General features: G+C 70.7%; 30 protein-coding genes and 1 pseudogene. 13 read left to right on the plus strand and 18 right to left on the minus strand.

What is annotated here, in order from left to right; genetic code table 11:
• Positions 1–35: 35 nt before the first annotated feature.
• Positions 36–311 carry a type II toxin-antitoxin system RelB family antitoxin gene (gene relB / locus N864_RS07060; RefSeq protein ID WP_205620885.1) on the plus strand — a complete coding sequence of 92 codons (276 nt, stop codon included), beginning with the start codon at positions 36–38 and terminating at the stop codon, positions 309–311.
• The gene (locus N864_RS07065; RefSeq protein ID WP_034715034.1) at positions 308–571 is read left to right on the plus strand and encodes a type II toxin-antitoxin system RelE family toxin; all 264 of its coding nucleotides are present in this window, start codon (positions 308–310) and stop codon (positions 569–571) included. The genes relB and N864_RS07065 overlap by 4 nt, the downstream gene beginning before the upstream one ends.
• Before the next feature lie 167 nt (positions 572–738).
• Here N864_RS07065 and N864_RS26395 read toward each other — a convergent pair whose 3' ends face one another.
• From N864_RS26395 to arsM, 4 genes are all read right to left on the minus strand, one after another.
• On the minus strand, positions 739–1,197 hold the full coding sequence (locus tag N864_RS26395; RefSeq protein WP_420805207.1) for a type II toxin-antitoxin system PemK/MazF family toxin: 459 nt from the start codon (positions 1,195–1,197) through the stop codon (positions 739–741).
• Between the two features lie 293 nt (positions 1,198–1,490).
• Positions 1,491–1,898, minus strand: coding sequence for an arsenate reductase ArsC (locus N864_RS07070; RefSeq protein WP_420805208.1), 408 nt, complete (start codon positions 1,896–1,898; stop codon positions 1,491–1,493).
• On the minus strand, positions 1,892–2,989 hold the full coding sequence (gene arsB / locus N864_RS07075) for an ACR3 family arsenite efflux transporter (protein WP_034715038.1): 1,098 nt from the start codon (positions 2,987–2,989) through the stop codon (positions 1,892–1,894). Before arsB ends, N864_RS07070 begins: the two co-directional genes overlap by 7 nt.
• The gene (arsM, locus tag N864_RS07080; RefSeq protein ID WP_034715040.1) at positions 2,986–3,771 is read right to left on the minus strand and encodes an arsenite methyltransferase; all 786 of its coding nucleotides are present in this window, start codon (positions 3,769–3,771) and stop codon (positions 2,986–2,988) included. The genes arsB and arsM overlap by 4 nt, the downstream gene beginning before the upstream one ends.
• A gap of 80 nt (positions 3,772–3,851) precedes the next feature.
• Between arsM and N864_RS07085 the strand changes: the two genes are divergently transcribed.
• Positions 3,852–4,202 carry an ArsR/SmtB family transcription factor gene (locus N864_RS07085; RefSeq protein WP_051518301.1) on the plus strand — a complete coding sequence of 117 codons (351 nt, stop codon included), beginning with the start codon at positions 3,852–3,854 and terminating at the stop codon, positions 4,200–4,202.
• A gap of 33 nt (positions 4,203–4,235) precedes the next feature.
• Here the strand turns inward: N864_RS07085 and N864_RS24040 are convergent, their stop codons facing one another.
• On the minus strand, positions 4,236–4,757 hold the full coding sequence (locus N864_RS24040; RefSeq protein WP_162164510.1) for a DinB family protein: 522 nt from the start codon (positions 4,755–4,757) through the stop codon (positions 4,236–4,238).
• A 243-nt stretch (positions 4,758–5,000) separates the two neighbouring features.
• Here N864_RS24040 and N864_RS24590 point away from each other — a divergent pair, with 243 nt between their 5' ends.
• Genes N864_RS24590 through N864_RS07105 form a run of 3 tightly spaced genes read left to right on the plus strand, consistent with a single transcriptional unit; the run spans position 5,001 to position 6,562 of the window.
• Positions 5,001–5,534: a hemerythrin domain-containing protein gene (locus tag N864_RS24590; RefSeq protein WP_034715044.1), complete on the plus strand. Its 534-nt coding sequence runs from the start codon at positions 5,001–5,003 to the stop codon at positions 5,532–5,534.
• On the plus strand, positions 5,534–6,022 hold the full coding sequence (locus N864_RS07100) for a low affinity iron permease family protein (protein WP_205620886.1): 489 nt from the start codon (positions 5,534–5,536) through the stop codon (positions 6,020–6,022). The genes N864_RS24590 and N864_RS07100 overlap by 1 nt, the downstream gene beginning before the upstream one ends.
• Before the next feature lie 33 nt (positions 6,023–6,055).
• On the plus strand, positions 6,056–6,562 hold the full coding sequence (locus N864_RS07105; protein WP_162164511.1) for a hemerythrin domain-containing protein: 507 nt from the start codon (positions 6,056–6,058) through the stop codon (positions 6,560–6,562).
• Positions 6,563–6,564: 2 nt separating this feature from the next.
• Here N864_RS07105 and N864_RS07110 read toward each other — a convergent pair whose 3' ends face one another.
• From N864_RS07110 to N864_RS07140, 7 genes are all read right to left on the minus strand, one after another.
• Positions 6,565–7,635: a DNA topoisomerase IB gene (locus tag N864_RS07110; RefSeq protein ID WP_034715046.1), complete on the minus strand. Its 1,071-nt coding sequence runs from the start codon at positions 7,633–7,635 to the stop codon at positions 6,565–6,567.
• Positions 7,636–7,696: 61 nt separating this feature from the next.
• Positions 7,697–8,743 (minus strand): glucose 1-dehydrogenase, encoded by a 1,047-nt coding sequence (locus N864_RS07115; protein ID WP_034715048.1) that lies wholly within the window; start codon positions 8,741–8,743, stop codon positions 7,697–7,699.
• Positions 8,744–8,808: 65 nt separating this feature from the next.
• Positions 8,809–9,867, minus strand: coding sequence for an ABC transporter ATP-binding protein (locus N864_RS07120; protein ID WP_034715050.1), 1,059 nt, complete (start codon positions 9,865–9,867; stop codon positions 8,809–8,811).
• Positions 9,864–10,637: an ABC transporter permease gene (locus N864_RS07125; protein WP_034715052.1), complete on the minus strand. Its 774-nt coding sequence runs from the start codon at positions 10,635–10,637 to the stop codon at positions 9,864–9,866. Before N864_RS07125 ends, N864_RS07120 begins: the two co-directional genes overlap by 4 nt.
• On the minus strand, positions 10,634–11,440 hold the full coding sequence (modA, locus tag N864_RS25960; protein WP_034715053.1) for a molybdate ABC transporter substrate-binding protein: 807 nt from the start codon (positions 11,438–11,440) through the stop codon (positions 10,634–10,636). The genes N864_RS07125 and modA overlap by 4 nt, the downstream gene beginning before the upstream one ends.
• Complete coding sequence (locus N864_RS07135; RefSeq protein ID WP_034715056.1) at positions 11,440–11,835, minus strand: TOBE domain-containing protein; 396 nt, start codon at positions 11,833–11,835, stop codon at positions 11,440–11,442. Before N864_RS07135 ends, modA begins: the two co-directional genes overlap by 1 nt.
• A gap of 109 nt (positions 11,836–11,944) precedes the next feature.
• The gene (locus tag N864_RS07140) at positions 11,945–12,253 is read right to left on the minus strand and encodes a helix-turn-helix domain-containing protein (protein ID WP_034715058.1); all 309 of its coding nucleotides are present in this window, start codon (positions 12,251–12,253) and stop codon (positions 11,945–11,947) included.
• Between the two features lie 324 nt (positions 12,254–12,577).
• Between N864_RS07140 and N864_RS07145 the strand changes: the two genes are divergently transcribed.
• The gene (locus N864_RS07145; RefSeq protein ID WP_081793490.1) at positions 12,578–17,332 is read left to right on the plus strand and encodes a multicopper oxidase domain-containing protein; all 4,755 of its coding nucleotides are present in this window, start codon (positions 12,578–12,580) and stop codon (positions 17,330–17,332) included.
• Positions 17,333–17,519: 187 nt separating this feature from the next.
• On the opposite strand, the gene N864_RS07150 is transcribed toward N864_RS07145, so the two are convergent.
• The 5 genes from N864_RS07150 to N864_RS07170 all read right to left on the minus strand — a co-directional run bounded on the left by N864_RS07150 (position 17,520) and on the right by N864_RS07170 (position 20,474).
• On the minus strand, positions 17,520–17,951 hold the full coding sequence (locus tag N864_RS07150) for a VOC family protein (protein WP_034715091.1): 432 nt from the start codon (positions 17,949–17,951) through the stop codon (positions 17,520–17,522).
• A gap of 11 nt (positions 17,952–17,962) precedes the next feature.
• The gene (locus tag N864_RS07155) at positions 17,963–18,466 is read right to left on the minus strand and encodes an SRPBCC family protein (protein ID WP_034715060.1); all 504 of its coding nucleotides are present in this window, start codon (positions 18,464–18,466) and stop codon (positions 17,963–17,965) included.
• Positions 18,463–18,834 carry an ArsR/SmtB family transcription factor gene (locus N864_RS07160; RefSeq protein ID WP_034715062.1) on the minus strand — a complete coding sequence of 124 codons (372 nt, stop codon included), beginning with the start codon at positions 18,832–18,834 and terminating at the stop codon, positions 18,463–18,465. The genes N864_RS07155 and N864_RS07160 overlap by 4 nt, the downstream gene beginning before the upstream one ends.
• A 153-nt stretch (positions 18,835–18,987) precedes the next feature.
• Positions 18,988–19,800, minus strand: a complete 813-nt coding sequence (locus tag N864_RS07165) for an SGNH/GDSL hydrolase family protein (protein ID WP_034715064.1) — start codon at positions 19,798–19,800, stop codon at positions 18,988–18,990.
• Positions 19,797–20,474: a uracil-DNA glycosylase gene (locus tag N864_RS07170; RefSeq protein ID WP_034715066.1), complete on the minus strand. Its 678-nt coding sequence runs from the start codon at positions 20,472–20,474 to the stop codon at positions 19,797–19,799. Before N864_RS07170 ends, N864_RS07165 begins: the two co-directional genes overlap by 4 nt.
• Before the next feature lie 62 nt (positions 20,475–20,536).
• Between N864_RS07170 and N864_RS07175 the strand changes: the two genes are divergently transcribed.
• The 5 genes from N864_RS07175 (at position 20,537) to N864_RS07195 (ending at position 24,506) form a co-directional block, all read left to right on the plus strand.
• Positions 20,537–21,766, plus strand: a complete 1,230-nt coding sequence (locus N864_RS07175; RefSeq protein WP_034715068.1) for an N-acetylglucosamine-6-phosphate deacetylase — start codon at positions 20,537–20,539, stop codon at positions 21,764–21,766.
• Positions 21,767–21,800: 34 nt separating this feature from the next.
• The gene (locus tag N864_RS07180; protein WP_034715069.1) at positions 21,801–22,457 is read left to right on the plus strand and encodes an HAD family hydrolase; all 657 of its coding nucleotides are present in this window, start codon (positions 21,801–21,803) and stop codon (positions 22,455–22,457) included.
• A gap of 213 nt (positions 22,458–22,670) precedes the next feature.
• A complete protein-coding gene (locus tag N864_RS07185; protein WP_034715071.1) occupies positions 22,671–22,964 on the plus strand; it encodes a DUF3263 domain-containing protein in 294 nt (97 codons plus the stop codon).
• Positions 22,965–22,995: 31 nt separating this feature from the next.
• On the plus strand, positions 22,996–23,457 hold the full coding sequence (locus N864_RS07190; RefSeq protein WP_034715074.1) for a GNAT family N-acetyltransferase: 462 nt from the start codon (positions 22,996–22,998) through the stop codon (positions 23,455–23,457).
• Positions 23,454–24,506: a P1 family peptidase gene (locus N864_RS07195; protein ID WP_034715076.1), complete on the plus strand. Its 1,053-nt coding sequence runs from the start codon at positions 23,454–23,456 to the stop codon at positions 24,504–24,506. Before N864_RS07190 ends, N864_RS07195 begins: the two co-directional genes overlap by 4 nt.
• Positions 24,507–24,564: 58 nt before the next feature.
• Here N864_RS07195 and N864_RS07200 read toward each other — a convergent pair whose 3' ends face one another.
• Entirely contained in the window at positions 24,565–25,458 is an 894-nt protein-coding gene (locus tag N864_RS07200; RefSeq protein ID WP_034715079.1) for an MBL fold metallo-hydrolase, read from the minus strand.
• Positions 25,459–25,493: 35 nt separating this feature from the next.
• On the opposite strand from N864_RS07200, the pseudogene N864_RS24595 reads away from it, so the two are divergent.
• Positions 25,494–25,758, plus strand: a pseudogene (locus tag N864_RS24595) (hypothetical protein); the annotation flags it as partial.

Raw genomic sequence — 25,758 nt, forward strand, 5'->3', positions numbered from 1 at the left:
AGATTAGTAACTACATGTAGTCGTGGAGGTGTGGCGTGGCAGTGAAAGAGGTCCCCCGGTCCCTTCGTCTCCCGGTAGAGGTCGATGAGCGACTCTCACGGCTGGCAACTGCCACGGGGCGGTCAAAGAGCTACTACCTGCGCGAACTGGTCACCGCCGGGATCGACGACCTCGAGTACGCCTACGGACTGGTCGCCCACGCGGAGGCCATCCGGGCCGGCCAGCGCGAGACCCGCCCGCTTGACGAGCTGATGTCCGAGATGGAGATCAGCCGTGAGGAACTGGACGCGACGCCTGATCAGCCTGCATGACGTGGGTCATCCGCACCGATCGTGACTTCGACCAAGCGTTGAAGAAACTGGACCGGCAGGTCGCCATGCGAGTGTTGAAGGCGCTCACCGCGCTGGAGGGCCTGGACGACCCGACGAAGCGGTGCAAGGCCTTATCCGGTCCCTACACCGGCCTGTGGCGACTGCGGGTGGGCGACTACCGCGTGATCTTGGACATCCGACGGGGGGAACTGATCATCATCGCCCTCGATGTGGGCAGCCGCAGCACCATCTACGACTGACGGAGACCCCGTCATTATGGGGACCCTAACTCGGCGATGCCCCGGTGACCGGCTATAAGCCAAGGACCAACCGGAGCCCTCGGTCGACATCGAGCATGTGGTGGTGGGGGACCGGCCGACCCAGTCGGCCAGGTCGATCTTGTTCAGCGTCACCATCGCGGTGACATTCACGACGGAATCGCGCTGCAGGCCGGTAACGGTCGCGGACACAGGAACACGTTGCCTGACATCACTGCGAGCCACGCGTTCAAGCTGATGACCGCCGTGAGCGCCGTCGCCAGGCGACTGTCGTTGTACGGAGCGGATTGGATCACTAGCGTCGGCCGACGCTTGGCGGGGCGACTTCCCTGCGGATCTCCCAGGTCGGTCCAGTGGATCTCGCCTCGGCGGATCACCACTCGCCGTCCAGCGCAGTGCGGCGTGGCCGGCGGCGTCCAGGAGTTTGGTGGCGATCCGACCGAGGACCAAGACCCCGTCCCACCGTTGCCCCGCAGAAGGGTGCCGTCCTCGCGCTCGCGGTCAGGTGCTGCACTGTAAGCATCAACCCGCGGGTCACGAACATCCCAGCAGTCCAGGAGAGCGGCGGTGGAAGCGGTGATCGCGACCGCTCGCCTCCTTGCGATCATCCGCCCAGTGAGTGGCGGCGCATCCTCCCCCTATGTGCGGAGATTCGTCCGACGGTACGGTGACTTGCTGGGGCATGGGTGAGGTTCTGCAATCGCACAGGGATCGCACGAGGATGGGGTGGGGGTTGATGTCAATGGGCGTTTCTGCACGTCAGCGGCCCGTTCTTGGGCCCGACGGTCGATGTCTTGTAAACAGGTGGTAAGGGGTTCGAGTCCCCTCGCCAGCTCCGTGCTGCGATGGATTTCGTCCGACACACTGACGACCCACCTCTCGGCCAGCGGGTGCGTCTCGGTCAGTCGAGCTCTGCAAGCAGCTCGGTGATGCGGCGCTTGATCTCGTCGCGGATGGGTCGGACGGCATCGACCGCCTGGCCGGCAGGGTCGTCCAGGACCCAGTCGAGGTAGCGCTTCCCGGGGTAGTAGGGGCACGCGTCGCCGCAACCCATCGTGATGACGACGTCGGAGGCCTTGACGGCGTCGGCGGTGAGCAGCTTCGGTCGCTCGGCCGAGAGGTCGATGCCGTCCTCGAGCATCGCCTCCCGGACCGCCGGGTTGATGGTGTCAGCCGGAGCCGACCCGGCGGAACGGACCTCGACGCGCCCCCGGGACAGGTGGTGCGCATAGGCGGCAGCCATTTGGGAGCGGCCCGCGTTGTGCACGCAGACGAACAGGACGGAGGGGCGCTGGCTGTCCGTCACGATGTCTCCCTCGAGGACGAGAGCTGGTGCGGGAAACGGTCGCGGAGGGCGAGTGAGACGTAGACGAGCGCGACGAGGGCGGGCACCTCGATGAGCGGACCGACGACCCCGGCGAGCGCCTCGCCGGAGGTGACCCCGAAGGTGGCGATGGCGACCGCGATCGCGAGCTCGAAGTTGTTGCCCGCCGCGGTGAACGCCAGTGTCGTGGTCCGCTCGTAGCTGAGGTGCAGTGCCTTGCCCAGCAGGTAGCCGCCACCCCACATCAGTGCGAAGTAGGCGAGCAGCGGCAGCGCGATGCGGGCGACGTCAAGCGGCTGACTCGTGATCTGACGCCCCTGCAGGGCGAACAGGATCACGATCGTGAAGAGGAGCCCGTAGAGCGCCCACGGGCCGACCTTCGGCAGGAAGGAGTGTTCGTATGCCGCTCGCCCCCAGCGCTTCTCCCCGACCCGCCGCGACAGGTAGCCGGCGGCGAGGGGGATCCCGAGGAAGACGGCGACCGAGGCCGCGATGTGCCACGGAGACACGTCGAGTCCGGCCTGGTCGAGGCCGAGCCAGCCGGGCAGCACGGACAGGTAGAACCAGCCGAGGGCGGCGAAGGCGAGCACCTGGAAGACCGAGTTGAGGGCGACGAGGACCGCCGCCGCCTCCCGGTCACCACAAGCCAGGTCGTTCCAGATGATCACCATGGCGATGCAGCGGGCGAGGCCGACGATGATCAGGCCGGTGCGGTAGTGCGGCAGGTCCGGCAGGAGCAGCCACGCGAGCGTGAACATGAGCGCCGGCCCGACCAGCCAGTTGAGCACGAGGCTCGCGACGAGCATCCGCCGATCCGTCACGACCGAGTCGAGCCGGTCGTAGCGGACCTTGGCCAGGACGGGGTACATCATCACGAGCAGGCCGAGGGCGATCGGCAGCGAGACGCCTTGGACCTGGCCCGCGCTCAGCACCCGGTCCAGCCCGGGCACGAGCCGCCCCAGTGCGAGCCCGAGCGCCATGGCCGCGAGGATCCAGACGGGCAGGAACCGGTCCAGCCTGGAGAGCTGCCGGACGACGCCGTGCTCGCGGGCGACGGAGTCCTGGGTCTGGGTCATGCCCGCACGGCCCGGATGATGGCGGCCTGCGCGTGCTCGTGGACTCGATGGGTCGGGCGGACCTCCACGTCGGTCCAGCCGGCGCGCTCGAGCGCCGCGCGGTAGTCATCCGAGGTCAGCGCTCCGGCGATGCAGCCGGTGTAGGCAGCCAGGTCGGCACGGGTAGCGTCGTCCATGTCGGTGTCCGCGATCACGTCGGAGACGGCGAACCGGCCACCATGGCGGGTGACGCGGGCGGCCTCGGCCAGAACGACGTTCTTGTCGGCCGCCAGGTTGATGACGCAGTTCGAGATGACGACGTCGACCGAGCCGTCGGGCAGCGGGACGTCCTCCAGATAACCCTGCAGGAACTCGACGTTCGCGACGCCGGCGTCCGCCGCGTTCCTGCGCGCGAGATCCAGCATCTCGGTCGTCATGTCGAGACCGATCGCTCGGCCGGTGGGACCAACGCGGCGGGCCGAGATCAGCACGTCCCCGCCTGCCCCCGAGCCGAGGTCGAGGACCGTCTCGCCCTCGTGGAGATCGGCCACGGCGGTCGGGACGCCGCAGCCCAACGAGGCACCGACGGCCGCCGACGCGGTCGCCGCCTCCTCGGCGGTGTACGGCCCCGAGCCGAAGACGACCGCGCCGTCATCGGTGACGTTGCCCTCCAGCGGACTCGAGCCGCAGCCGGACGTGCCGCCGCAGCAGGACGTGGCGGACACGTCCGCGGTGGCGAGCTGGCGCGCCGACTCGGCGTAGCGCTGGCGCACGAGCTCCCGGATGTCGGTCTTCTCGGTCATGCTGACCCCACTTTGCATCGATGGTTGTCGATACAGGAAGAGTGGCGCACTGCTTCGATGTTTGTCAATATGAAGGCGTGGTGACGACGATCTCGACCAGCCAGCCGGCGGAGACCTGCACGGCGGCGTGCGCCCCGACGGGCGCTGCGCCAGCGCTCTCCGTCGCTGAGGCGGAGCGGACCGCCGTCGTCCTCAAAGCGCTCGCCGACCCGGTCCGGCTGCGGCTCTTCGCCGAGATCGCCGCCGGCCCGAGCGAGACGTGTGTGTGCGACCTGCCCGATGTCGGCGTCTCCCAGCCCACTGTCTCGCACCACCTGCGCAAGCTGCGCGAGGCCGGGCTCATCGACTCCGAGCGGCGCGGCACCTGGGTCTACTACCAGGCGACCGCCCGGGGGCAGGAGGTCCTCCGGGTCGTCCAGTCCCTCGGCTGAGGGGCGGCCGGGCGCCCAGCGGGACACCGCGTCTCAGGGTCGATCGAGGGTGAGCTGCCGGCGGTGGTGGCGGTAGTGCTCCGGTGCCCAGGTGAGCAGCTCGGCGCGGCTCATCCACGGCTGGAAGTACGGATCCCAACCTGCGGGGACGCTCATCCCTCGACCGAGGTCGGCGTCGCTCGCCCCCTCACCCCACCGCAGGAGCCAGTCCGTGTCCCGGGCCATCCACCGCCGAGCCCGCTCCAGGCCGGCGAAGCGTGCTCCCGCGACGCTGCCGGCGTAGTTGACCCACTCGTATGGTGCTGTCGCCCACGTCAGCGCCGTGGCGTAGCGGTGTGACACCGCCGCCGGCAGTCGGGAGAACCCCCCCATCACCGGCACCATCACTCGGGCGATGCGCTGGCCGAACCACATGTGGAAGAGCAGTTCGCGGTTGGTCCACCGGGTGCCGTGGGAGGGCGCCTCGAGGTGACGTGGATCCGCGTCGCGGACGAGGTCCTCGTAGTCGTCCCGGACCCATTCCAAGGCGGCACGCGTCGGTTGGCTCAACCCCACGCCTCGAGTGTGCGCCCCCGAGCGGCCTGTCGCCACTTGGTGCGCGGCGTCCCTGCGACTGCGAGAGGTGACCTCGAGGCCTGCCGACCTGCGGGCCGCCGAGACGACGCGGCAGTTAGCACGCACGGCCCCGTGGGTAAGCCGAAGGGCGACCAGTCGATCGACCGTGGAGGTTCTGCAGATGGGCGTCTGCGACATGTGCCGCAACGGGGTGGCGCCATCGCTGAGGGTGGGGAGGGACCTGTGAGCACCCCGGCAGAGGAGCTCGTCTCCCTCATCACCGGCCAGCACGGCCGGATCAAGACTCTGATGACCGACGTGGCGATGGCCAGCGACGCGGAGCGGCCCGCCGCCTTCGAGCGGTTCCGTCGCTACCTCGCGGTCCACGAGGCCGCCGAGCAGACCCTCCTGCACCCCCAGGGGCTGGTCGAGTTCGCCGACGACAACGTGTCGCAACGCCGCATCACCGAGGAGCAGGATGCCGCTGCCGTCATCGCGACCCTCGAGACGATGCGCAGCGCGGGCGACTTCAAGGTGCAGTTCGGCCTCCTCCAGGAAGCCGTGACCCATCACGCCGAGGCGGAGGAGCACGAGGAGCTGCCCCGCCTCGTCGCTGCCCTGCCGGAGGACGTCATCGCGAAGGTCCTCGACGGGTTTGCCCGCGTCGAGCTGTGGACCGACGACATCGCGGACTCGCCGCTGGCCGGTGCGACGACCTTCACGGCGATGGTGACCCAGTCGATGACCGCTTTCGCGGACTCGACGCCGGAGTCCTGATGAGCAGCATCACGAGCCACGAGCCGGCGCACCGGCCCAGCGGCCGTCACGGCGACAAGCCGGAGATGCCCCTCCAGGTGTCCACAGCCGTCGGCGGCTTCGACCGCTTCGCGAAGCAGGCCTCCGACGTGGCGAGCCGCGCCTGGTTCTTCACCTTCTGCGTGCTGCTGGTCGTGCTGTGGGCCCCGTCCTTCTTCATCCTCAAGGACCTGGACACCTGGCAGCTGATCATCAACACCTGCACGACGATCATCACCTTCCTCATGGTCGCGCTGATCCAGAACAGCCAGTCACGTGCCGAGGACGCCCTGCAGCACAAGCTCAACGCGATCGCCCAGGGGCTGAGCGACCTGATGGAGCACATCGCCGACGTCACCGACGAGCCGGCCAGGAAGCTCGCGGACGACCTCGACGAGGACCTCGCGCAACTGCGGGCGGCCGTGGGGCTCGAACGATACGAGAGCAGCAGCGACAACAGGGAGCGCTGAGGATCGGCGGCCCATCCGGGAGGCAGACGCATGGTGGACACGACGAGACTCGCGGCAACCCTGAGCAGCCAGCACGAGACGATCCGTCGGCTGCTGGCCGGCGTCCGCGACACCGCCGGGGACGAGCGTCGTCTCGCCTTCGACGCCTTCTCGAAGTTCCTCGCCGCCCACGAGGGGATCGAGGTCGAGGCCATGCACACCCCGGTGCGCGACGTGCTCGCGGACCCCGATGTCGCCCGGTCCAGGATCCACGAGGAGACGACGGCCCTGCTCGCGATGGCGCACCTCGAGGGGATGGACGTCGACGGCCTGGACTTCGTCGACGCCTTCGACGAGCTCTCCACCTCGGTCACCGACCACGCCGCCGCCGAGGAGGGCGAGGAGCTGCCGGCCATCGCTGCCCGGCTGGGGCAGGCCGACGTGGACCGGATCCAGCAAGCCCTCGAGGCCGTGCCGCGCCTGGCCGAGCTCACGCCGGAGGGTGCGACGACGTTCGCGGCTCGCGTGGACGCGGTGCGTGGGACGGTGGCCGGGGCCTAGCCTCAGTCCCCGCTGTCATAGGCCCGCTCGAGGAAGCGGAGCACGACCTTGTCGAGGGCGTCCCGGTCGCGCACCATCGCGAGGTCACCGCGCGCCAGCCGACGGCGGTCGGCCTTGGTGAGCGACCGGCGCAGCGACGGCAGCACCGTCCGGCCCTCGGCGTGCTCCTCGACGACTCTGGGGTCGACGTAGGAGGACTTGGCCACGGCGGGCGTGTTGCCCAGCTGTGCCGCCACTTCCTCGAAGGCGGCCTTTTCGCGCCCGGGGTAGTCCTCGCTCGCGTCCGGGCCCGCCTCTGCCATCAGCCTCGCGAGCGCCACGGAGGCGACCACCGTTGCGGCCCAGGTCCGGAGGTCCTTCACCGTGAACTCTTGCCCGGCCAGGTCCTTGAACTCCGTGCGGATCTCGTTGGTCTGCAGGTCTCGCCACTGCCCGTCGACCCGGTAGCGCAGCAGCCGATCGCCCCGCCGGGCGGCTCGACGCAACGAGCGGACCGCCTTGGCGAGGTCAGGGTCGGTCAGCTGCGCCACGCGCTCGACGCCCGACTTGGCGGGGAACCGGAAGTTGAGGGTGTCGCCGCTCAACGAGACGTGTTCCTTGAGCAGCGTGGCGACCCCGTGGCTGCCGTGCTCCTGCTCGTACTCCTCGCCGCCCGTGCGGAACAGGCCGGCGTCGAGCATCCGGAGGGCCATCGCGACGACCCGCTCCCGGTCGTAGCCCGGCCGCCGCAACCGGGCGGCGACGGTCCTGCGGACGATCGGCAGGTGTCGCGCGAGGCGCAGCACCCGCCGGTGCTTCTCCTCGTCCTTCTGCTGGCGCCACGCCTCGTGGTAGAGGTACTGCCGCCGTCCAGCATCGTCGGTGCCGACCGCCTGGATGTGCCCGTTCGGGTGGGGACTGATCCAGACGTCCTTCCAAGCGGGCGGAATGACGAGTGTGCTGATGCGGTCGCGGTCCGCTTCACTGACCGGCCCGCCCGTGGCATCGACGTAGGAGAACCCGCGCCCGCGGCGAATCCGGCGCAAGCCGGGCTGGTCGAGCTCACTCCGTCTCAGCCGCACGGTGAGCGTCATACCCGGCCGGCTCGGCGGAGAAACGGTCCTCCGTGGGTGGGTGGCCCAGGACGCCACGGCGTCAGAGCTCGATGACCACCTTGACGTCGTCCTGCTGCGGGGTGAACGCCTCGGACGCCTTCGCGAGGGGCACGCGCCGGGTGACGAGGCGGTGCAGCCAGCCGAGCTCCGCCTTGGCCAGGGCCTCGGCGCCCTGCCGATAGTGGCGCAGGTTGGCGTTGACGCTGCCGACGACGACGTCGTTCTGGAGGACGATCTCGCGGTTGACCTCGCCGACGTCGACCCCGAGCTTGCGGCCTCCGGAGGAGACCCCCGTCAGGCAGGAGATCCCGTAGGCCGCGGTCTCGGCCATGGCGGCGAGGACGAGCTGGCTCACGCCGGTCGCCTCGATGACGACATCGGGGCGGATACGCTTCGCGACCGCGTCGACGGGGTCGTGGTGGTAGGTCCCGCCAAGGTCCTTGACGAGCCGGGGTTTCGGACCATCGGTCACGATGTCGAGGACGTGCACGTCCAGGCCGCGCTGGGTGCCGAGGAGGGCCGCCAGCAGGCCGATCGGGCCGGCGCCCGTCACGAGGACGGTCTTCGGGTCGAACCAGGCGCGAGCGCCGATCTGCTCCACCTGCTCCCACGCCTTGGCGACGACGGTCGTCGGCTCGAGCAGCATCCCGACCTCGGAGAGCCGCGGGTCGAGCTTGACGACATAGTCCTGGTCGACGGTCCACCGCTCGCTGCCGTAGCCGTGCAGCTGCTTGATGCCGCGCTCGGTGTACTCACCGTTGCGGCACATGTCGAACTCGCCGTGGGCGCAGGCGCCACACGGCACCGGGTCCGGGCGACGGACGACGCCGACGACGAGGTCACCCTCCGCGAAGTCGCTGCCCTGCGGAGCGGCCGAGACCCTGCCGAGCGACTCGTGCCCGAGGATGAGCCGCTCCTCACCTGGTGGCGCCCAGCCGTAGTCGCCGCCAGCGATCTCCTTGTCGGTGCCGCAGACGCCGATGGCGATGCCGTCGACGAGCAGGTCCGTGGCGGAGGCCTGGGGATCGGGCATGTCGCGGACCTCCAGGCTGCCCGCCGTCAGTGGGATCGTCGTCAGTGCTCGCATCCCTGCACGGTACCCACCGCCGTTGAGTTGCCACTGGGACGAGTCGGGCGGCGGAGCGGAGTCGCTCAGCGGGGATAGGCGAAGACCTCGGTCGCCTTGACGGAGGCCCACAGCTCGCGGCCGGCCCGGATGTCGAGGGCCGCGACCGACGCGAGCGTGACCTCCGCGATGAGCTCGAGCGGCCCGGTGAGCGAGACGCGCGCGGACTGGCCCTGCAGGGTGACGTCCGAGACCCGCATCGGCCAGGCGTTCCGAGCCGACCCCTCCGGCCGGTCGTGATGCAGGACGACGGCGTGGGGCGAGACGGTGGCCCAGACCTCGCCGGGGGTGGGGTCGGCCGTGACGAGCAGCCCACCGCCGGCGAGAGTGAGCGATCCCCGCGAATCGGACTGTGCGGCATACAGGTTCAGTCCCACGATGGTAGCGACATAGGGCGTCCGTGGCTCGCGGAGCACCTCGGCGGGGGTGCCCACCTGGCTTACGGTGCCGCCCTCGACGAAGACGAGGCGGTCGGCGAGCGTGAGCGCGTCGAGCGGGTCGTGGGTCACGAGCACCGTGACGCCGTCGTAGTCGGCCAGGCGCCGCGCAAGATCCGTGCGGGTGCGCGCGCGGGTCTCCGGGTCGAGCGCCGAGAGCGGTTCGTCGAGCAGGAGCAGGTCCGGGTCGGTCGCGAGGGCCCGCGCGAGGGCGACCCGGGCAGCCTGCCCGGATGACAGCTGGGCCGGCCTGGCGTCGGCGTGCTCGGCGAGGCCGACCCGATGGAGCTCGGCGCGCGCCCTGACCCGTGCCGGCTTGGCCGGCACGCCGCGGCTGCGCGGACCGTAGGCCACGTTGTCGAGGGCCCGCAGGTGCGGGAACAGGAGCGCGTCTGCAAGCATCAGGCCGACGCGGCGCTGCTCGGGCAGACGACGGGTGCCTGCCTTCTCCCAGGTGGAGCCCGACACGACCACCTCCCCGGCGGCCAGGGGGAGGACCCCGGCGAGGGCCAGCACCGTCGACGTCTTGCCACCACCGTTCGGCCCCAGGATGCCGAGCACCTCACCGCGCTGCGCCGTGAGCGACACGTCGAGGCGAAGACGTCCGCGGCTCAGGCCGATTCGGGCGTCAAGGCCCCGGTCGCTCATCGGACCCACCGGCCGCGAAGGAGGCCGAGCACGACGACGCTGACGCCGAGCAGCAGGATGCTGAGCGAGGTCGCCGCAGCGGGGTCCTGTTGCAGGGCAACGTAGACCGCGAGGGGCGCCGTCTGCGTCGTGCCGACCAGGTTGCCCGCGAAGGTGATCGTCGCGCCGAACTCGCCGAGGGCCCGGGCCCAGGCCAGGGCCAGGCCGCTGGCGATGCCCGGGACGACGAGGGGCAGGGCGACGGTGCGCAGGTAACGCAGGTCTGACGCACCGAGAGTGCGGGCGATGGACTCGAGCCGAGGGTCCAGCCCACGCATCGCCCCCTCGACTGCGAGGACGTAGTACGGCATCGCGACGAAGGTCTCGGCGATGACGACGGCGACCGTGGTGAAGGGGATCTCGACCCCGAACGCCGTGAGGTGCTGGCCGACGATCCCTCGGCGTCCCCAGGTCATGAGCAGCGCCACACCGCCGACGACCGGCGGAAGCACGAGCGGCACCGTCAGGACGGCACGCAGCCAGCGGGTCACGAGGCCGTCGGAGCGGGCGAGGAGCCACGCCAAGGGCGTACCGAGGACGAGGCAGCCGAGTGCCGTGGAGAAGGTCGTGACGAGGGACAGCCGCAGCGCGAGCACCCCGGTGCCGCCGGTGATGTCACCGAGAACGCGTCCCCAGTCGGCGCGCAGCAGCAGGGCGACGAGGGGTAGGACGAGCACGAGGACCGCGACGGCCGCCGGACCGCCGAGGCCGAGCCGCGATCGCCAGGTCACGGGGCACCAAAGCCCAGCGCGTCGAGCGTGCGGCGCCCGTCCGGGCTGAGGACGGCGTCGATGAAGGCGCGGGTCCCCGGCTGGTCGTCGAGCGCGATGACCGGATAGCGCAGGTCGGTGTTGACGGAGGCGGGGATCGGCACGCCGCGCACCGCACCCTTCGCCGCGACGACATCGGAGTGGTAGACGACCGCAGCGTCCGCCTCGCCGAGGGAGACCTTGGCCAGGGTCGCCTTGACGTCGATCTCGCGGGACACGACGTGGGCGTTGACATGCGCCTTCTCGAGCGTCGTCGCCGCCGCGGCTCCGCATGGGACGGTGCTCTCGCAGAGGACCACCTTGAGGTCCGGTCTCGCCAGGTCGTCGAGCGCGGTGACATGCCCGGGGTTGCCTGGCGGCACGGCGATCTCCAGCGAGTTGCTCGCGAACACCGTGGTGCTCCTGACGAGGCTCGCATCGAGCGGATCCGCAGCGGCCTCTCCGGCCAGGGCGAGCACATCGGCCGGAGCGCCCTGGTTGACCTGCTGGACCAGGGTGGCACTCGAGCCGTAGGAGATGCGGACGGTGAGGGCGGGATGGGTGTGGTGGAGCTCGGCCTGGATGGCGTCGAAGGACTCCGTCAGTGAGGCCGCGGCGAGGACGGTCACGGTCCCCGCGACCGGCCCGCCGGAGGCGCCGGTCGAACGGCCTGCTGGTGGGGCATCGGTGGAGGTCGAGGGCGACCCGCAGCCGGTGAGTGCCAGGGCGGCAACTGCGCCCATGACGCCCAGGGCGCGTCGTGCCCGTCGCCCCTGGCCGGGCATCAGGCGGGCACCTCCACGACGACATGGGTGGACTTGACGGAGGCCACGGCGACCGACCCGACGGTGAGGCCCAGGTCGTCGACCGACTCGGCCGACAGGAGCGAGACGATCCGGAACGGCCCGCACTGCAGCTCGACCTGCGCCATGACGCGGTCCTTCGTGATGGCCGTGACGATGCCGCGCATGCGGTTGCGCGCCGAGGCGCCTCCGACGACGCCGACTTCGGCCGGGTGAGCGAGCTCCTGCGCGACCGTGGCGAGCTCGGCGCCGTCGACCGTGCGACGTCCCGACTCGTCGGTGCCCCCGCTCAGGCGGCCGGCGTCGACCATGCGACGGACCGTGTCGTCGCTGACGCCGAGCAGGGTGGCGGCCTCGCTAATGCGCAACTGCGGCATATCAGGCACCCTAGCACCGCAGATGCGCGGAACTGGCCCCACATCGCCCGCACTTGCGACTTGCTGTGGGCGCGGTTGGGCTGCGCTGCGCATCGCCCTCGTGCAGGGATCAGCTGGGCGCGACCTGGTCCCGACGGGCGCCGACGTCGAGGAGGGTGACGAGGTCCGCGACGCGCGCGCCGCCCAGGAGGGGGTGGCGGAGCGGCGCATCGAGGCGCAGCTCGTACTGGTTGCGACGGCCGACGCGTTTGCGCGTGATGACCTTGGCGGCTTCGAGGTCTCCAATGATGTGCAGAACCGCGCGTTCGGTGATGCCGATGTGGATCGCCATCTCCCGGACCGCCATGTTCGGGTCGTGACGCAGGCAGGCAAGGACATGGGTGTGGTTCGTCAGGAACCGCCACGTCTCGCGAGCCATGGACCGAAAGGTACGGCTTGAGCCGTGGGCGGGTGGCCGGTTTCGCCGGAATGTGACCAGTGCGCAACAGGGAGGCGGCGCCAGGCGGGGCGCGGCGCAATCGCACCGAATGCACCGCAGCCGCGACAAATGCGACATTGGCACCATTTCCCGCGGATTTATTCCAATTCTTTCCTGCGCGTCACCCAAGGCGGAAATACTTGTCCTGTAAGCGAGTTCATGCAATCAATCAATTAATTCGATTCTCCGTTCGGGCATCAATTCTCCCTCCTAACATCGGCCTGGCACGCATTGGTGCGGTATCACAAAAGGCAAGGGGGAGACATGGGGATTGATCGGCATCCTCGGAGAACGGGCAGAGCGCTCGCAGCGCTCGGGGCGGCAATCGCCGTCGTCGCGGGGGCGGGTCTGCAGAGCGGTTCCGGGTCGGCGCTGGCAGCGCCATCGAGCCCGACCGATGCCGCGACCGTCCCTCACTACTTCGGCCCGTGGCCGAACTGGGCCAACAGCCCACTGACGCTGTCGACGGCCGCCGTGCGGATCACGGACAGCTCCGGCCGGGGCGCCGGCGCCACCGCGGTGGCGCAGGTCGACCCGGTCTCCGGCGGCATCGCCGCCATCGACGTCACATCGCCCGGGCACGACTACCAGTCCGACACGACGACCGTGACCGTGACCGGCGGCAGCGCCGACGCGACGGGCACAGCGACGATCAGCACCTCTGGTGTCGTCGTCGGCTTCACCGACGTTGTCGCCGGCTCCGGTTACTCCGCCTTCAAGGTGGCGCTGGCCGGTGGAGGGGGCAGCGGCGCGGCCGCCGTCGCGGCGGGCAAGGTCGACCTGGTCGCGATCGCCGACGGCGGGTCTGGCTACACGATGCCCACGGTCGACTTCGGTTTGCCCGACGACCCGAACGGTACCCCGGCGCGGGGGCACGTCCCGATGATCGCCAACGGGGACGCCGTGGACGGCATGGACGCCAACGGCACGGTCACCCAGGTGACCATCGACGACCCCGGCTCCGGGTACCTCACGGCGCCGGACGTCATGATCCGCAACGGCACGATCTTCGACCCCGCCAACCTCAAGGAGGGCGGCACGCCGGCCAAGGCGACCGCGACCCTCGCCCTCGCGTCGGTCAACGTCGTGGACTTCGGCGCCGGTTACACCGGCTCGCCCGACGTGACGGTGACCGACCCGACGGGTTCCGGCTCCGGCGCCTCGGCGCGCGCGCTGACCGACTCCGGCGCCATCACCGCCATAACGCTGGCCGACGGGGCCGCAGGCGCGGGCTTCCTCACCAAGGGAATGCGCAAGTTCGTCGACGACCTGCCGGCGCTCTGCACGCCCGGCGACACCGCGAACGACTGCCCGTCCGCCGAGGGAGCCAAGTTCATTCCCAACGCCGTGCCGGCCCCGAAGAAGTACAACGGGATCGAGGCCGACGAGTACGCCATCGGGTTGGTCCAGTACCGCACGTCGTTCTCGTCCGACCTGCCGCAGGGCACGCTCGTGCGCGGCTACGTTCAACTCGAGACCGCGGACAACGCGGACATCAGCCAGCACGTCGCGCTCACGAACGAGCTGCTCGACGGCACGAAGGTTCCGGTCCTGGACGCCGCGGGCAAGCCCGTCCTCGGCGTCACCGCACCGCAGTACCTCGGCCCGTTCATCGGGGCGACGAAGAACAAGCCGGTCCGCATCGTCTTCCACAACTACCTGCCGACCGGTGAGGCGGGTGACCTGTTCCTGCCCGTCGACAGCACGATGATGGGCTCCGGGATGGGGCCGATGAGCATGTCGGCGCCCACCGACGGCAAGTCGGTGACCGACGAGGTGCGCAACCCGCTCTGCACCCAGTCTCCGAAGCCGGAGATGTGCTTCAAGGACAACCGGGCGACACTCCACCTCCACGGCGGGATCACGCCGTGGATCAGCGACGGCACCCCGCACCAGTGGATCACGCCGGCGAACGAGGCCACGGCGTGGCCCGAGGGCGTGTCCGTCCAGAACGTGCCAGACATGACGACCGCCGACGGCGCCACCGTGTGCGCGCCCAAGGACGACGGCTGCGAGACGTTCTACTACACGAACCAGCAGAGCGCCCGGCTGATGTTCTACCACGACCACTCGTGGGGCATCACGCGCCTGAACGTCTACGCGGGCCAGGCCGCGGGATACACGATCACCGACGACGTCGAGAAACGTCTCGTCGCCGACGGCGTCATCCCGGGCGCGGACTCGACGATCCCGCTCGTCGTCCAGGACAAGACGTTCGTCCCCTCCGACGGACAGCTGTACGACACCAAGGACGCGAACGGCGCCACGACGTCCTACGGCCAGGACCCGACCTGGGACGCGAAGCGCTGGGGCGGCTCGGGCAGCCTGTGGTACCACCACGTCTACATGCCCGCGCAGAACCCCAGTGACCCCTCCGGCATGAGTGCCTACGGGCGCTGGATGTACGGCCCGTGGTTCTGGCCGCCGGCCGCTGACACGGTCTACGGGCCCATCCCGAACCCGTACTACGACCCGGCCTGCAAGCTCGATGACCCCGCCACCTGGCAGTACCAGACGGATCCGTTCTGCGAGCCCAAGGAGATCCCCGGCACGCCGAACATCTCGGCCGGCATGGAGCAGTTCAACGACACGCCGATCGTCAACGGTGTCGCCTACCCGAAGGTGACGCTCCAGCCCAAGGCCTACCGGCTCCGGCTGCTCAACGCGGCGAACGACCGCTTCTTCAACCTCCAGTGGTACGTCGCCGACCCGACCCAGGGCAACGGGCGCACGGAGGTGGCCCTCAAGCCCGCCGAGCTCGCTGCGGCGCAGACCGACCCGACCGTGGCCCCGACTCCCGTCGACGCCAACAACAACGCCGCCGGGCCGGACTGGGTGCAGATCGCCAACGAGGGCGGGTTCCTCCCGGCACCGGCCGTCATCGACGGCCAGCAGCCGACGACCTACATCACCGACCCGACACGCTTCGATGTCGGCAACGTCGACCAGCACTCGATGCTGCTCGCCCCGGCCGAGCGGTCGGATGCGGTCGTCGACTTCTCGAAGTTCGCCGGCAAGACGCTCATCCTCTACAACGACGCTCCAGCAGCGTTCCCCGCACGGGTGCCGCAGTACGACTACTACACCGGTGGCCCGGACCTGAGTCCGGCTGGTGCGCCGACGACGTTGCCGGGCTATGGCCCGAACACCAGGACCGTCATGCAGGTGACGATCGCCGACACCGCTCCGGCGGCCGCCTACGACGTCACGAGGCTGCGGAACGCCTTCAAGCACAACGTCGCGGGCACAGGCGTCTTCGAATCCGGCCAGCACCCCGTCATCGTCGGGCAGGCGGCGTACAACAGCGCCTACGGCTCGAGCTTCGCCGCGAGCAGCAACTGCAACGTCGCGGGCAGCAGCGTGACGAAGTGCGACGGCCTGGTCCGGGTGAACGACACCGCGACCTTCGGGTTCAACACGCTGAGGGCGCAGAACGCCAAGATGTCCCTCCACGTCGAGCCCAAGGCGATTCACGACGAGATGAACGCGTCGACGTTCGACGAGTTCGGGCGGATGACGGCCAACCTCGGCATCGAGGCACAGCCCCCGACGCCCGGCGCGCAGAACGTGACGCTCTATCCGTACGTCAACCCGGCGACGGAGATCATCGACGGCACGAAGCTGCCCAAGGCCGCAGTCACCTACGACAGCGACGGCCGGCCGGTCTCGGACGTCAAGATCGCGCCGATCGGCGACGCGACGGACGGCACGCAGATCTGGCGCTTCACCCACAACGGGGTGGACACGCACCCGATCCACTTCCACCTGTACGACGTCCAGGTCCTCAACAGGGTCACCTGGGACAACATCATCATCCCGCCCGACCCCAACGAGCTGGGCTGGAAGGACACGGTGCGGATGTCACCGCTCGAGGACACGATCGTCGCCTTGCGGCCCATCGTCCCGCAGGTGCCCTTCGAGGTGCCGAACTCCATCCGCGAGCTGAACCCGATGATGCCTGACGGATCCACGCTCGGGTTCAACAACATTGACCCGCAAGGGAACCCGACAGGGGCCATCGTCAACAAGCTCGTCAACTTCGGCTGGGAGTACGTCTACCACTGCCACATCCTCAGCCACGAGGAGATGGACATGATGCGCCCGGTCTCGCTCGCGCTGCCGCCACTGCGGCCGGACCAGCTCACGGCCGCCGTCACCGGGAGCAAGAAGTCCACCAAGGTGGTGCTGACCTGGAACGACAACTCGATCACCGAGACCGCCTTCGAGGTCCAACGCAGCACCGACGGCACGACGTGGACAACGGTCGGCACGCTACCGAGTCCCCTCGCTGTGACGAACACCAAGGGGCAGCGAACCTTCACCGATGCCACCGTCACCGAGGGCACGCCCTACCTCTACCAGGTCGTGGCGCTCAACACGGTCGGCTATGGCAACGAGTTCCCGTCGACGACAGTCCGGTCCCAACCGACCGACCCCGTCGGCGTGAACAAGCCGGCGGCGCCGACCGGACTCACCGCCACCATCCTCGCCGGCCCGCAGGTCCGGCTGGGCTGGACCGACAACGCGACGAACGAGTCGGGCTACCGCGTCGAGCGGGCAACGGGCAGTGGTGACTTCACCGTCCTGGCGACGCTGCCGGCTCACAAGAACACCGGTGGGGTCACCTTCACGGACACCGGTGCAACGCTGGGGTCGCAGTACTCCTACCGCGTCACGGCGCTCAACGCCGCCGGGTCGGCGAGCGTCGGTCCGGTGACCGTCGTCGTCGACGTGCCGGCCGCGCCGGGCGGCCTGCAGGGCGCGGCGACCGGCGTCAACAAGAGCAGTGAGAAGCTCACGCTGACCTGGCAGGACGTCACCGACGAGACCGGCTACACGCTCCAGTGGAGCACGTCGTCGACCTTCGCCACGGTGAGCGGCTCGGCGAACCTCGGGGCCAACGCCACGACCTACACCACGGGCAACGTGTCCCGCAGCACCTGGTACGTCAGGGTGCGGGCCAACAACGTCCTCGGGTCGTCGGCCTGGTCCACCGTGACCATCGCACCCGCGCCATGACCCTCCCCGACGGCGCGACGATGCGATGAAAAGGGGTGGGGCTCACGAGTGAGCCCCACCCGGAAGCCCGCCTCACGACATACGGCCGTATGCCGTGAGGCGGGCTTTGCGCCTCGCCCACCCTTCGTCGACCGGTCACTTTCGCCCGGTCGACCGGTCACCTTTGCTCGGTCGACCGGTCAACGCGTCACGCCTCGGCGAACCGCTGCCGGTGGTCGCGCGGGATGAGAGGGCGCTCGGCCCGGGCCCGGATCTGTTGCACCGCCCAGGTGTTGCCGTCCGGGTCGGCGAAGCCGAAGAAGGTGCCACCGTCCCGCTCGTCGAAGACGGTCAGGTCCGAGCACTCGACGCCCCGCCCGACGAGCTCGTCCCGGGCCTGCCGGGCATCGGCCACCACCAGCTGGACGCCGTGCAGCGAGCCGGGCGGCATCGCGTTCTGCGACGGCAGGGACCCGATGACGATCGAGCAGCCGGACCCTCGCGGGGTCAGCTGGGCGACGTGCATGTGCTCGTTCGTCGTCTCGTGGTCGAGGTGGAAGCCGACCTGGTCACGGTAGAAGGCGACGGAGCGCCCGAGATCGCTCACCGGGACGATGACGACCTCGAGCGTCCAGTCCATCGGCTCGGCGCTCACGCTCCGCTCCGGGCGTCGACTGCCGAGCCGGCGCCGACGAGCGCCTCGAGCCGTTCGTAGCCCTCTCGCATGCCGTGCTCCATGCCGCTCGCGACCATGGCGTCCCGACCCTCGACCGTGCGGCCGATGCTGCGCCCGCGCAGCCGGCACCGGCCGTCGCCGAGGTCCTCGAACCACATGAACTCGATCGCCACCTCATCCGGTGCGCCCTCGAACTCGAAGGTCTGGATGGCGAACTCGTCGTCGCGGATGGTGTGGAAGAGCCCGTGGAAGCCGAACTCCATGCCCTCGGGGTTGCGGTGGGTGTAGCGGTAGCCGCCGCCGGTGACGAAGTCCCACCGCTCGATCGTCATCTCGTAGCCGTTCGGCCCGAGCCACTGGCGGACCAGCTCGGGGTCGCGGTGGGCGTTGAAGACGGCGGCGACGGGTGCATCGAACTCGCGGGTGAAGTCGATCCAGGGCACGCCCTCGGGCGCGTCGATGGTCAGCTCGTTGGTCATGGCTGCTTCTCCTTGGTGCTGCCGCGGGACGTCGTCCCGCCGGATGGTGAGTGCTCCAGCAGGGTGTCGAGCCTGCGGAACTGTTGCTCGTGGACGAGCCGATAGCGGTCGATCCAGGCCGTGAGGGCCTCGAGCCGGGCCGCGTTGAGGTGCACGGGGCGGCGCTGGGCCTCCCGCGTCCGGGTCACGAGCCCTGCGTGCTCGAGGACCTGGATGTGCTTCGAGACCGCCTGCTTGCTGATCTCGAACGGCTCGGCCAGCTCGTTGACCGTCGCCGGTCCGCGGCTGAGCCGAGCGATCATCGCGCGACGGACGGGGTCGGCCAGGGCCGCGAAGGCTCGGTCGAGCAGCTCCGTTTCCGCCGCCATTGACAACCATCTCCTTTATCAACCAACAAGTTGATTAAAGCTCCGAGCGAACGCCGTGTCAAGACCCGACTCACTGCTCGTTCGAGGTATTCGCCGGACCCCCGTGCCCGCCGAATACCTCGAACCGGGGTGGCCGCGGCGTCCGGTCAGTCGTCAGTCGTGCGTGTCGTCGAGCGGGCTGACGTCCGGTCGCTTGGCCCGTCGGGCATCACCGGAGGAGCGGCCGGTCAGGCGTCGCTGCACCCACGGGCCGACGTACTCACGGGCCCACTGCGCGTTGGCCTGCAGCGCCTCCCGCCGCGAGATCGGCGGCGCCGGCTCGAGTGGAGTGGCCCACTCCGGGTCTGGCACGTCGTGGCCGAGCGCCTCGAGGGCGGCCAGCGCCACGCGGCGGTGTCCCTCGCTCGTCATGTGGATGCGGTCCTCCGACCACATCCGCCAGTCGCGCAGCGCACGCATGCCCCATTGGTTGATGACATGGGCGCCGTGCCGTCCGGCGATGCTCCAGATGTGCGCGGCATAGATCCCGGCCCGGCCCCGCGTCGCCCGCACGAGCGGGGCGTCGGCGGGGTCGACCGGCGTCGCCATGAGCACGTCGGCCCCGGTCGCGCGGATCCGCGCGACGGCGTCCTCGAGCGAGGCGGCGAGGGCGTCGAGGTCGGCCTTGGGTCGCAGGATGTCGTTGCCGCCGCCGACTATGCTGACGAGGTCCGGCTGCAGGGCCAGGGCGTCCTCGAGCTGCGGCCCGACGACGTCGGCGAGCTTGCGGCCGCGCACGGCGAGGTTGGCATAGCCGAACGGGCGCCCGGCGTCCCGCGCGATGCCGCTCAGGTGCGCGGCCAGCCGGTCCGCCCAGCCGGCGAACTCGCCGTCGTGGAGGAACGCCGGGTCGTCGTCGCACATCCCCTCGGTGAACGAGTCGCCGATGGCGACGTAGCGGGTCCAGATCCGCGACTCGTCGGTCATGCGAGGCTCCAATCGATCGGCTCGGCTCCCTGCTCACGCAGCAGCTCGTTGGCGCGGCTGAACGGCCGGGACCCGAAGAACCCGGACCGGGCCGACAGGGGAGAGGGGTGGGCGCTCTCGATCCGCGGCACGCGGCCGAGCATCGGGGCGAGGGACTGCGCCTGTCGTCCCCAGAGGATCGCCACGAGCGGCCCGCCGCGTGCCACGAGGCTGCGGATCGCCTGCTCCGTCACGTCCTCCCAACCCTTGCCCTGGTGGCTCGCCGGCTTGCCCGGCCGCACCGTCAGGACGCGGTTGAGCAGCATGACGCCCCGCTCGAACCAGGGCGTGAGGTCGCCCGTCGACGGCGTCGGCAGGCCGAGGTCGGTGCGCAGCTCCTGGTGGATGTTCTGCAGGCTACGGGGCACCGGCCGCACGTCGGGAGCAACCGAGAAGCTCAGCCCCACCGGGTGGCCGGGCGTCGGGTAGGGGTCCTGGCCGACGATGAGCACCCGCACGTCGTCCATCGGCACGGAGAACGCTCGTAGCACCGCGTCCCCCGCCGGCAGGTAGCCCCGTCCCGCCGCGACCTCAGCCCGGAGGAACTCACCGAGCCGTGCGATCGTGGCCGACACCGGCTCCAGCGCCGGCACCCACGACGGGTGGACGTTCTCGTGGAGGGGGCGCACCGGCACCCGGCCACGGTACCGCCAGTATCGTCAGCCCCGACGGCCTGCCCCGACGCGAAGGAGCCCGCATGCCAGTCCCGCTCGAGGGTCGCGCGCTCGTCGACGGCGCGGTCGTCGACGTCCGCATCGAGGTGGACGGTGAGCGCGTCGCATCGGTCACCCCCCTCGGTATGCCGCTCAGCTCCCTTCCAGAGGGCCGTGCCGAGAGCGCGGCGCCCGGCCGGGCTGCTCCCACCAGTGACGTCCCGGGCCCACTCGGCGGGTCACCGCTGCCGGGGTCGGGCAGTGGCGTCCTCGTCCTGCCCGGCGCCGTCGACCTGCACTGTCACGGCGGCGGCGGCACGACCTTCCTCGACCTCGACGCCGATGCGGCCGCGGCTGCCGCCCGGCACCACCATCGGCGCGGCACCACGAGCCTGCTCGCCAGCCTCGTCACCCTCGGCGCGGCGGACCTGGCGCGCGGCGTGGAGGTCCTCGCCGACCTCGCCGACGATGGGCTCGTCGACGGCATCCACCTCGAGGGACCGTGGCTCGCCGAGTCCCGGTGCGGCGCCCACGACCCGACCCTCCTTCGGGACCCGGACCTCGCCGAGGTCGACCGCCTGCTCCGGCTCGGCCGCGGGCACATCCGCCAAGTGACCCTCGCCCCCGAGCGCACTGGTGGGATCGAGCTCGTGCGCCACCTCACCGGAGCGGGAGTGCACGCTGCCGTGGGACACAGCTCAGCGGCATACGACATCGTCGAAGCTGCGGTGCGGGCGGGAGCGGACCTCGCGACCCACCTGTTCAACGGCATGGACCCGTGGCACCACCGCGAGCCCGGGGCCGTGCCCGCGCTGCTGCGCGCCGCGCGGGCAGGCGACGTCGTCGTCGAGCTGATCGCCGACGGGGCGCACCTCGCCGACGACACGGTGACGACCGTCGTCGACCTCGTCGGCCCGGAGCAGGTCGCCTTCGTCTCCGACGCGATGGGTGCGGCGGGGATCGGCGACGGGGCCTATGTGCTCGGCGGGTTGCCGGTCGTCGTGACGGACGGTGTCGCGCGGCTCGTGACGCAGGACGGCACGGCGGGCTCGATCGCCGGCGGGACCTCGCACGCGATGGACGTCGTGCTGCGGCAGTCGCGGGGCGGGGTCGGGCTCGAGCGGGCGGTGCAGGCCGGCTGTGTCACGCCGGCCCGGGTGCTGGGGCTCGCGGACCGGGGAGCCATCCGGGCGGGCGCGCGCGCCGATCTCGTCCTCGTCGACGACACGGGTGTGCAGCGGGTGATGCGGGCCGGCCGATGGCTCGAGGATTGAGGCGTTCCCCAGTTCGTCGCCTACGCTCTCGGACGTGAGTGTCCAGCCCAGCCCCAAGTGGAAGACCGTCGTGTTCGACCTCGACGGCACCCTCGCCGACACGGTCGAGCTCATCGTCCAGTCGCACCAGCACGCGATCCGGACGGTGCTCGGCAAGGAGGAGGACCCGGCGATCCTGCGCACGTGGATCGGCCGGACCCTCGAGGTCGCCTACGGGGACTACTGCCCCGAGCGCGCCGACGAGCTCGTCCGCGCCTACCTCGACTGGAACGAGGCGAACCTCGACCGGCTGCTGCGCCCGTATGACGGTGTCGCTGACGTCATCCGCGACCTGGACGCCGCCGGCCTCCGGCTTGCCGTCGCGACGTCGAAGCGCCGCTCGCAGGCCGCCGAGGTGATGAGCGTCCTCGGCCTCGACGAGCACATCGACGTCCTCGTGGCGATGGAGGACACCGACAAGCACAAGCCCGACCCGGAGCCGCTGCTGAAAGCGGTCCAGACCCTCGGCGACACCCCGGCCGAGGGCGTCTACGTCGGTGACGCGGTCGTCGACACCCTCGCCGGCAAGGCGGCCGGGATGTCGACCGTTGCGGTGACCTGGGGGGCCGGCAACCCCGAGGCGCTCGCGGGGGTGCGCCCCGACGAGGTCGTGCACACCCCGGAGGAGTTGCGGGCGGTTCTGCTCGACTGAGGGTGCGGGCCGCCGCGTCCACCGGGATCGGACCATGGTCCAGTTCCTGAGCCCGGTCGCCTGTGACCGGTGTGACCGATGTGGTCCCTGTGTCTCGACGGGAGGCGTCCCGACTGAATTTCCTTGGTCGTGAATGACACTCGTGTGATTTGGGTTTAGGGTGGGCCCGGAGCCAACGCCCGAAACGAGACCAGAGCGAGACGAAACGATCCCATGAGCACCGAGCGCGCCACGGAGCAGGTCCACAACACCCGCGACACCCTGAGCGACCGCGACCAGGAGATCCTCGCCTTCGAGCGACAGTGGTGGAAGTACGCCGGTTCCAAGGAGCAGGCGATCAAGGAGCTCTTCGACATGAGCGCCACCCGCTACTACCAGGTGCTCAACTCCCTGCTGGACAACCCGGCCGCCCTCGCCGCCGACCCGATGCTCATCAAGCGACTGCGGCGGATGCGCACGCAGCGGCAGCGGGCTCGCACGAGCCGCCGCCTCGGCTTCAACCACTGACACCCTCGGTCGGGCGTGGTTCACTTCGGTCATGCCCGACGTCCGGATCCGCCGCGCCGGGGCTGACGACGCCCTCATCGTGGCGGCGCTGCACCTGCAGTCCGGGCGCGACCTGGGCCAGGTCGCGGAGCCGGGCTTTCTCGACCGCTTCGCCGACGCGTGGCTCGCGGCCCGACCCGACCATCCGACCTGGATCGCGGAGAGCCACGGTGAGCACGCCGGCGTCCTGTCCGCCCGGCGGCTGAGGCCGCTGCCGTTCCCGGGCCGGCCGGAGGCGAGCTGGCTCTACGTCGGCACCGTGTTCGTCGCCCCGGCACACCGCAAGCGAGGCATCGGCCGGTCCCTCATCGAGGGCATGCTCGAGTGGTGCCGGACGACGGACGTCAAGTGGGTCCGCCTGAACGCGGAGACCTCACAGCACGCGTTCTACCAGGCGCTCGGTTTCGCGGTCGCCGACACGATCCTCGAGTACGACCTCAGGGAGGGCGCGTGAGGCCCGGCGCGACCAACACCATCACTGACGTGGCCGGGATCCGCGTCGGGCACTGCACCCGCGATGAGCCGGGCTGGCTCACCGGCAGCACGGTCGTCGTCGCGCCCCCGGGCGGCATGGTGGCGGGAGTGGACGTGCGCGGTGGCGGGCCCGGCACCCGGGAGACCGACCTGCTCGACCCCCGCAACCTCGTCGACCGCGTCAACGCGATCCTCCTCGGTGGCGGCAGTGCCCCCGGCCTCGCTGCCGCCGACGGTGTCGTCGACGGCCTCTTCGACGACGGAGTCGGCTGGCCCATGGGCGCTCCCGACCGTGTTGTGCCGATCGTGCCCGGGGCGATCCTGTTCGACCTCGGGCGCGCCGGCACGTGGCGCAACCATCCGAGCGCGACGGACGGCAGAGCGGCATACGACCTCGCCTCGGACGGACCGGTGGCGCAAGGAAACGTCGGCGCGGGGACGGGCGCCAAGGTCGGCGGCCTGAAGGGCGGGATCGGGTCGGCCAGCGTCATGCTCGAGTCCGGGGTCACGGTCGCCGCGCTCGTCGTCGTCAACGCCGTCGGGTGGCCGATCGACCTCCGCACCGGAGAGCTGTATGCCGCTCAGCTGGGTCTGGCAGGCGAGTTCACTGGCGTGGGTCGTCCCTCCGACGGCGACCTCGACGCCGCGAGGGAGCGCTACGCCGCGCTGCCCGACGCCATCCCCGGGCTGCCCGGGATGGCGACGACGATCGGGGTCATCGCGACGGACGCGGCACTGACCAAGGCGCAGTGCCAGAAGCTCGCGGGGATCGGCCACGACGGTTATGCGCGAGCCCTGAAGCCGGTGCACACGCTCTTCGACGGCGACACGCTCTTTGCCGTATCGACGCTGGAGCGGGACGCGCCGGAGCTGCTCGCCCTGCCCGCCCTCATGGAGGCCGGCGCCGACTGTGTGGCGCGTGCCATCGGACATGCGGTGCTCGCCGCGGAGTCGGTCGACCGGACCGCGGACGGGGGGATCGTGATGCGCTCGTGGCGGGACGCGTTCCCGTCGGCCTGGCGCGGCTGACCTGCCCGCCTGCGGCATGGCGCGGACAACCGGACCGGGGCCCGACAGGCCGGTGGCATCAGGCGTCGGGCGGCTCGGGATCCGACTCGAGCTGGGCCCAGACGCAGGCGGCTGCGGCGGCGAGGTGGTCGAGCGGGTAGGGGAGGCGGTCGTCCGGCTCGCGCTGGGCGTCGGCGAGCGTCATGCCGGCACGGCGGCGCTCCCTCAGGACGTCTGCGACGAGACCCAGCTCGTCGCCCTGCCGGCGGACGAACTGCCGGTCGACGGGCCGGCCATGGCCCGGCACCACGACGGTCGACTCGCCGATCCACGCGAGGTGTGCCGCCAACGTCTGGCCCCACTCGAGTGGCCACGAGTCGGACCCGAGGGATGGTGGCGCCGACTCCTCGACGAGGTCGCCGAGGAACACCGCGTCGGCGTCGGGCACGGCGATGGCAATGTCGCCGTCGGTGTGACCGCGGCCTCGGTGCGTCAAGGTGACCACCCGGTCGCCGAGGTCGATCGTCGCGCTCGTCGTGAAGGTCCGGTCCGGGTGCCGCAGCCGGGTGGCGAGGACGTCGGCGACGTCGGCCGCCGTGTAGCCGAGCTCCGGGCCGTCGCCCGGGTCGGCGGCGAAGAGACCCCTGATCCGTTCCGCATCCGCCTCGAGGTCGCGGGCGACGTTGTCGTGGGCGTGGATCGTCGCCCCCGCGAAGGCGATGTTGCCGAAGGTGTGGTCGAAGTGGACGTGCGTGTTGACGACGTGGCCGATCCGCTGGTGCGGGAACTGCCGTCGGACCGCCGTGACGACCTCGCCGCCCTCGATGGCGCTCGCACGGGTGTCGACCACGACGGCGCCGTCGCGGCCGAGGACCAGACCGACGCCGACGTCCCACTGTGGGAACCGGGCGTGGAAGACGCGGTCGGCGACCTCGGTGAAGCATCGAGCACCTGCGGACGACCCTGTCGACATGCCGCCACGCTAGTGGCGAGATAGCGTGAGTGGCCATGCGCGCCGAGATCCGAGCCCGCCAGCTGGCGGAGCGACGCCGTCAACGGCGCCGTCGCGCGCTCGTGGCGGCTCCCGCGCTGCTCGGTGGCGCTCTGCTGGTGGCCTTCCTCGCCGGCTGGGTCGGGCCCGGCGCGCCCGCCCCGTCGAGTGCGCTGCCGGCCGCGACGACCGCGACCATATCGACCCCATCCGCGCAGGCCGGGACACCCGGCGGCGCCCCGGGGATGGCTGCGGCCGGCGGCCCCGGGGGAGCCACCCGGT

Origin of the sequence: Intrasporangium chromatireducens Q5-1 (genome assembly GCF_000576575.1) — a bacterium.
In the GTDB taxonomy this organism is placed as follows: domain Bacteria; phylum Actinomycetota; class Actinomycetes; order Actinomycetales; family Dermatophilaceae; genus Intrasporangium_A; species Intrasporangium_A chromatireducens.